At 63.3% G+C, this 6629-nt stretch carries 4 protein-coding genes, 1 tRNA gene and 1 rRNA gene; 2 read left to right on the top strand and 4 right to left on the bottom strand.

Annotated features, from left to right (window positions below; all coding sequences use genetic code 11):
- From O0J73_RS03995 to tyrS, 3 genes are all read right to left on the bottom strand, one after another.
- Nucleotides 1–76, bottom strand: a tRNA-Ala gene (locus O0J73_RS03995).
- 92 nt (nucleotides 77–168) lie between these two features.
- A 16S ribosomal RNA gene (locus O0J73_RS03990) occupies nucleotides 169–1715 on the bottom strand.
- Between the two features lie 538 nt (nucleotides 1716–2253).
- On the bottom strand, nucleotides 2254–3465 hold the full coding sequence (gene tyrS, locus O0J73_RS03985; RefSeq protein WP_197563554.1) for a tyrosine--tRNA ligase: 1212 nt from the start codon (nucleotides 3463–3465) through the stop codon (nucleotides 2254–2256).
- Nucleotides 3466–3631: 166 nt separating this feature from the next.
- On the opposite strand from tyrS, the gene O0J73_RS03980 reads away from it, so the two are divergent.
- Both O0J73_RS03980 and O0J73_RS03975 read left to right on the top strand, forming a co-directional pair.
- The gene (locus tag O0J73_RS03980) at nucleotides 3632–5104 is read left to right on the top strand and encodes a peptidoglycan DD-metalloendopeptidase family protein (protein ID WP_133936059.1); all 1473 of its coding nucleotides are present in this window, start codon (nucleotides 3632–3634) and stop codon (nucleotides 5102–5104) included.
- Between the two features lie 65 nt (nucleotides 5105–5169).
- Entirely contained in the window at nucleotides 5170–6297 is a 1128-nt protein-coding gene (locus O0J73_RS03975) for an anhydro-N-acetylmuramic acid kinase (RefSeq protein WP_308308066.1), read from the top strand.
- 38 nt (nucleotides 6298–6335) lie between these two features.
- On the opposite strand, the gene O0J73_RS03970 is transcribed toward O0J73_RS03975, so the two are convergent.
- Nucleotides 6336–6566 carry a hypothetical protein gene (locus O0J73_RS03970; RefSeq protein ID WP_049457368.1) on the bottom strand — a complete coding sequence of 77 codons (231 nt, stop codon included), beginning with the start codon at nucleotides 6564–6566 and terminating at the stop codon, nucleotides 6336–6338.
- Nucleotides 6567–6629 lie beyond the last annotated feature (63 nt).

The following is a 6629-nucleotide window of genomic DNA, read 5'->3' as shown; positions in this document are numbered from 1 at the left end:
TGGTGGAGCCTGTCGGGATCGAACCGACGACCCCCTGCTTGCAAAGCAGGTGCTCTCCCAGCTGAGCTAAGGCCCCAAAAGGGACTCTCACATCGGCCTGGCCGACGTGATTCTCTGAATGCAGGTACTTTGTGAAGACGCCCGACAGGACGATGCTGTCTTTGCTCAAAAGGAGGTGATCCAGCCGCACCTTCCGATACGGCTACCTTGTTACGACTTCACCCCAGTCATCGGCCACACCGTGGCAAGCGCCCTCCCGAAGGTTAAGCTACCTGCTTCTGGTGCAACAAACTCCCATGGTGTGACGGGCGGTGTGTACAAGGCCCGGGAACGTATTCACCGCAGCAATGCTGATCTGCGATTACTAGCGATTCCGACTTCATGGAGTCGAGTTGCAGACTCCAATCCGGACTGAGATAGGGTTTCTGGGATTGGCTTACCGTCGCCGGCTTGCAGCCCTCTGTCCCTACCATTGTAGTACGTGTGTAGCCCTGGCCGTAAGGGCCATGATGACTTGACGTCATCCCCACCTTCCTCCGGTTTGTCACCGGCGGTCTCCTTAGAGTTCCCACCATTACGTGCTGGCAACTAAGGACAAGGGTTGCGCTCGTTGCGGGACTTAACCCAACATCTCACGACACGAGCTGACGACAGCCATGCAGCACCTGTGTTCGAGTTCCCGAAGGCACCAATCCATCTCTGGAAAGTTCTCGACATGTCAAGGCCAGGTAAGGTTCTTCGCGTTGCATCGAATTAAACCACATACTCCACCGCTTGTGCGGGCCCCCGTCAATTCCTTTGAGTTTCAGTCTTGCGACCGTACTCCCCAGGCGGCGAACTTAACGCGTTAGCTTCGATACTGCGTGCCAAATTGCACCCAACATCCAGTTCGCATCGTTTAGGGCGTGGACTACCAGGGTATCTAATCCTGTTTGCTCCCCACGCTTTCGTGCCTCAGTGTCAATGTTGGTCCAGGTAGCTGCCTTCGCCATGGATGTTCCTCCTGATCTCTACGCATTTCACTGCTACACCAGGAATTCCGCTACCCTCTACCACATTCTAGTCATCCAGTATCCACTGCAGTTCCCAGGTTGAGCCCAGGGCTTTCACAACGGACTTAAATAACCACCTACGCACGCTTTACGCCCAGTAATTCCGAGTAACGCTTGCACCCTTCGTATTACCGCGGCTGCTGGCACGAAGTTAGCCGGTGCTTATTCTTTGGGTACCGTCATCCCAACCAGGTATTAGCCGGCTGGATTTCTTTCCCAACAAAAGGGCTTTACAACCCGAAGGCCTTCTTCACCCACGCGGTATGGCTGGATCAGGCTTGCGCCCATTGTCCAATATTCCCCACTGCTGCCTCCCGTAGGAGTCTGGACCGTGTCTCAGTTCCAGTGTGGCTGATCATCCTCTCAGACCAGCTACGGATCGTCGCCTTGGTGGGCCTTTACCCCGCCAACTAGCTAATCCGACATCGGCTCATTCAATCGCGCAAGGTCCGAAGATCCCCTGCTTTCACCCGTAGGTCGTATGCGGTATTAGCGTAAGTTTCCCTACGTTATCCCCCACGAAAAAGTAGATTCCGATGTATTCCTCACCCGTCCGCCACTCGCCACCCGTAAGAGCAAGCTCTTACTGTGCTGCCGTTCGACTTGCATGTGTTAGGCCTACCGCCAGCGTTCACTCTGAGCCAGGATCAAACTCTTCACTTAAAACGACATGATCCGAAGATCAAAATTTAAAGCTGCAGATGATTGATGCTGGCAACGTATCGCTTGCTTTAAAACAATTAATAGTTGCTTGATCAAACGTCTGCAAGATGGACAATCATCCTTCCTGCAGGCGCCTTCACAAGATACCTGCGCATACTTTCAAAGATCCGGGGAAGTGGCCTCAGCGCCGTTCCCGTGTGCTGCGAAGTTTTCTTCGTAGCGAGCCGCCCATTATGCCAGACTTTTTCAGTCCGTCAACACCTTCGTTCGATCATCTCGTTCGGCGGTGGTGGGCGCCCTGTTGTCGCTGAAGCCCCCTTGGTGGCGACCCCTGCGACGGGGGAGGAGAAGTATGTCCCCATCTGGATCATTTGTGAAGGGGGTGTGGCGATTTTTTTCAACGGATGTTGCATCCGTTCATTCGCGAGCCGTCGAGCGTGCCCTTCGAGGGGGTTCCGCGAGGGCAAGAGCAGTCGAGCAACGCTCGACTCTACATACAAAGCAGGAAGGGCCGGCTGGCGCCGGCCCTTCCTTCATGTCAGGCAGTGACCAGGCGCACGCGGGCGAAGGTGCGCTTGCCGACCTGCAGCAGGCCTTCGAAGCCCGGCAGCAGCACCTGCTGGCCGTCCTCCACCACTTCACCGTCCACCTTGACCGCGCGCTCCTTGAGCTTGCGGTTGGCTTCGGAATTGCTCGGGGTCAGGCCGGCCGCCGTCAGCAGCGCGGCGATACGCAGGCCCTCGGCCGGGATCGCCACGTCCTGCAACGGCAGTTGGGTGATGTCGCCCTGCCCGGTCACCGCCGCTTCCCAGCCGGCAATGGCCTGCTCGGCGGACGCAGCGTCGTGGAAGCGGGTCGCCAGCTCACGCGCCAGGCGCAGCTTGACCACGCGCGGGTTCAGGCCGCCCGTGGCCACCTGCTCGCGCAGCTGCACGGCTTCGGCCTGGCTGATGTCGAAGGACAGCAGCTCGATCCAGCGCCACATCAGGGTGTCGTCCACCTTCATGGTCTTGGTGACGATGTCGATGGCCGGTTCGCTGATACCGATGTAGTTGCCCAGCGACTTGGACATCTTGTTGACGCCGTCCAGGCCTTCCAGCAGCGGCATGGTCAGCACCACCTGCGGCTTCTGGCCATGGTGCTCCTGCAGGCCGCGGCCCATCAGCAGGTTGAACTTCTGGTCGGTACCGCCCAGTTCGACGTCGGCTTCCAGGGCCACCGAGTCGTAGCCCTGCACCAGCGGGTACAGAAACTCGTGGATGGCGATGGACTGCTGGGCGGCGTAGCGCTTGGCGAAGTCGTCGCGCTCGAGCATGCGCGCCACGGTGTGCTGGCCGGCCAGGCGGATCATGTCGGCGGCGCCCATCTTGCCGAACCACTCCGAATTGAAGCGGACTTCGGTACGGCTGCGGTCGAGCACCTTGAACACCTGCTCCTCATAGGTGCGGGCGTTGGCCAGCACGTCCTCGCGGCTGAGCGGCTTGCGGGTCAGGCTCTTGCCCGACGGGTCGCCGATCATGCCGGTGAAGTCGCCGATCAGGAAGATGACCTGGTGGCCGAGGTCCTGGAACTGGCGCATCTTGTTCAGCAGCACCGTATGGCCCAGGTGCAGGTCGGGCGCGGTGGGGTCGAAGCCAGCCTTGATCCGCAGCGGACGGCCTTCCTGCAGGCGCGCACGCAGATCCTCGAGCTTGAGGATCTCGTCGGCACCACGGCCGATCAGGGCAAGGGCTTCTTCAATCGAGGACACGTGACTACTCCCGGCAACGCCGATTCTTGTGTGGGGTGTTAAAGCAAAGTTAACCCGATTGGCTTCACAAAAGCCAATGGGCACAAGGGTTTGACGCGGTTTTCTCAGGTGTCTATGGTAACCGGCGTTTAGGCCCGCGCTCCCGGGCCGTCAGGAAAAATCGCCGATGCACAACTCCGAACAAGGGCGCGCACGCAAGCAGCGCTTCCAGGAACGCCTCCACGTCCTGCACGACAACGCCCTGCATCGGAAGCTCAGGCAACACCTTCCCGCCGCATTCAATGAACGCTGGACCCGGCGCCATTGGATGCATGCCAGCCTGTTTGCGACCATCGGTGCGCTGGTGGCGACGATCGTCCCCGGCTTCTCGCACACCATCGACGCGCCGTTCGCCGACAGCCACACCAGCCTGGCACTGCCGTTGCCGCCGTTGACCATGGCCCGCCAGCAGCAGGTGCCGGGCGACAGCTGGCAGGTGCTGCGGGTGCAGCGCGGCCAGACCCTGAGCGACCTGTTCGACCAGGCCGGCATTCCGGCCAGCACCCTGCACCGGGTGCTGGACCATCCCGGCGCCCGCGAATCGCTGACCAAGCTGCGTCCCGGTACCGAAATCGCCTTCGACATGCCGCTCTCGGGCGACCTGCGCAGCATCCGCTTCGACCGTGATGGCGACAACCGGGTCGAGTTGAGCCTGGTCGGCGATGACATCAAGGAGAAGGTGACCAAGCGCGAGACCTCCACGCGCACCGTGGTCACCAGCGGTGAGATCACCAGTTCGCTGTATGCCGCCGCCCGCCGGGCCGGCCTGTCACCGTCGGCGATCGCGACGATGACCGACGACATCTTCAAGTACGACATCGACTTCTCGAAGGACCTGCAGCCGGGCGACCGCTTCAGCGTGGTGATGGATGAAACCTGGCGCGAAGGCGAGAAGGTGGACACCAGCAAGATCCTGGCGGCGACCTTCACCACCGGTGGCAAGACCTATTCCGGCTTCCGCTTCGACCGCAACGGCAAGTCCGAGTACTACGACATCAACGGGCGTTCGCTGAAGAAGAGCTTCATCCGCATGCCCATTCCCTTCGCGCGGCTGAGCTCGACCTTCGGCGCGCGCAAGCACCCGGTGCTGGGCAAGATGCGCATGCACAAGGGCGTGGACTACGCCGCGCGCACCGGCACCCCGATCATGGCCGCCGGCGATGCCCGTGTGCAGTTCGCCGGCGTGCAGCGCGGCTACGGCAATGTGGTGATCCTTGACCACGGCCGTGGCCACACCACCCTGTACGGGCACATGTCGCGCTTTGCGAACATCAAGACCGGCCAGCGCGTGGCCCAGGGCACGGTGATCGGCTATGTCGGCTCGACCGGCCTGGCCACCGGCCCGCACCTGCACTACGAATTCCGCGTCAACGGCGAGCACCGCAACCCGCTGACGGTGACCATGCCGCCGCCGGAACCGCTGAAGGGCGCCGAGCTGGTGGCCTTCCGTGCGCAGACCGCGCCGGCGATGGCGCGCATCCAGGGCATGGAGAAGCTGATCTACGCCGACGCCAGCCCGGCGCCGACCAGCCGCGATGAAGCCGCGCCCGAGGTGGCCAGCGCCAAGGACAAGCCAGGCAACGGCCGCAAGCGCGGCTGAGCCCCTGCGTTGACGAAGAAGGACGCGGCAGCCCAAGCTTGCCGCGTCCTTTTTTTATGCCCGCCATGAACACCACTACCGACGCCGATGCTCCCCTGTACCTGGGCCTGATGTCGGGCACCAGCGCCGACGGCATCGATGCCGCATTGGTTCAGTTCCCCAGCAGCGGTGGCTGCCGCTTCGTGCATGGCCTGACCGCCCGCTGGGAACCGGTGCTGCGCGCGCGGCTGGTGGCGCTGGGCGAGGGGGGACCACTGGACTCGCTGGAGGAACTGGGCGAGCTGGATGCGCGGATCGCGATCAGCTTCGCCGATGCCGCCAACCAGCTGCTGGCCGAGGCGGCTGTGGACCCGGCGCAGGTGCGGGCGATCGGCTCGCATGGGCAGACCGTGCGCCATCGGCCGCTGGCCGACCCGGCCTTCACCGTGCAGCTGGGCGACGGCAACCGCATCGCCGAACTGACCGGGATTACCACGGTGTCCGACTTCCGCCGCCGCGACGTGGCGGCCGGGGGCCATGGCGCACCGCTGATGCCGGCCTTCCACCTGGGCATGCTCGGCACCGCCGATGAGGACCGCGCGGTGCTGAACCTGGGCGGCATCGCCAACCTGACCCTGATCCCGCGCGAAGGCGCGGTGCGTGGCTTCGATACCGGCCCGGCCAATGCGCTGATGGACGCCTGGTGCCAGCGCCACACCGGCCGCACCTTCGATGCCGACGGTGCGTATGCCGCCAGTGGCGCAGTGGACGACAGCCTGCTGGCCGGGTGGCGTTCGGACCCGTGGTTCGCACTACCGCCACCGAAGAGCACCGGCCGCGAACAGTTCCACCTGGCCTGGGCCGAGGCGCACATGGGCGAAGGCGAGTACGCCGCCGCCGACGTGCAGGCGACCCTGCTGGAGCTGACCGTGGCGACGGTGGCCGATGCACTGCTGGCGCAGCAGCCACAGACCCGGCGCCTGCTGGTCTGTGGCGGCGGCGTGCGCAACCGGCAGCTGATGAAGCGGCTGGCGGCGCGGCTACCAGAGGTGCAGGTGGAGTCCAGTGCGATGCACGGGCTGGACCCGGAGTACGTGGAGGCGATGGGGTTTGCGTGGCTGGCGCAGCGGACGATGGACGGGCTGGCCGGCAACCTGCCGAGCGTGACCGGGGCGAACGGGCCACGGATCCTGGGTGCGATCCATCTGGCGTGAGCAGAAGCAGTCGAGCATGGCTCGACGCTACAAAGGCGCTAATCAAACCCCTGACCTGCCGGCAAGGCCTGCAGGGCGGCGATGGCATCGGACAGGGCGTCCACTTCGGGGTCACCGAAGCCGGAGCGGACTTCCAGTTCACTGCTGAACAGCCCTTGCTCCAGCAAGGCCGCGCAGGTCTGTTCGTGGGTCCAGCCGCGGGCAACCGCGACTCGACGGATACGGTCCAGCAGCAGCGGGTCCAGGTCCCGCAGCACAACGTCGGCCATGCTCACTTCCCCGTTCGCAAGGCACCGCCCCCTCGGCGCGTCGGGGCGATGATCCCGCAGACC

Source organism: Stenotrophomonas sp. Sm6012, assembly GCF_030985895.1.
In the GTDB taxonomy this organism is placed as follows: domain Bacteria; phylum Pseudomonadota; class Gammaproteobacteria; order Xanthomonadales; family Xanthomonadaceae; genus Stenotrophomonas; species Stenotrophomonas forensis.
The sequence above is the reverse complement of the archived record's forward strand: the minus strand, read 5'-3'. Positions and strand labels throughout refer to the sequence as shown.

Bases quoted from the DNA above. Each gene is read 5' to 3' on its own strand.
- O0J73_RS03980 (WP_133936059.1), top strand. From the start codon at position 3,632: ATGCACAACTCCGAACAAGGGCGCGCACGCAAGCAGCGCTTCCAGGAA.
- O0J73_RS03975 (WP_308308066.1), top strand. From the start codon at position 5,170: ATGAACACCACTACCGACGCCGATGCTCCCCTGTACCTGGGCCTGATG.
- O0J73_RS03970 (WP_049457368.1), bottom strand. From the start codon at position 6,566: ATGGCCGACGTTGTGCTGCGGGACCTGGACCCGCTGCTGCTGGACCGT.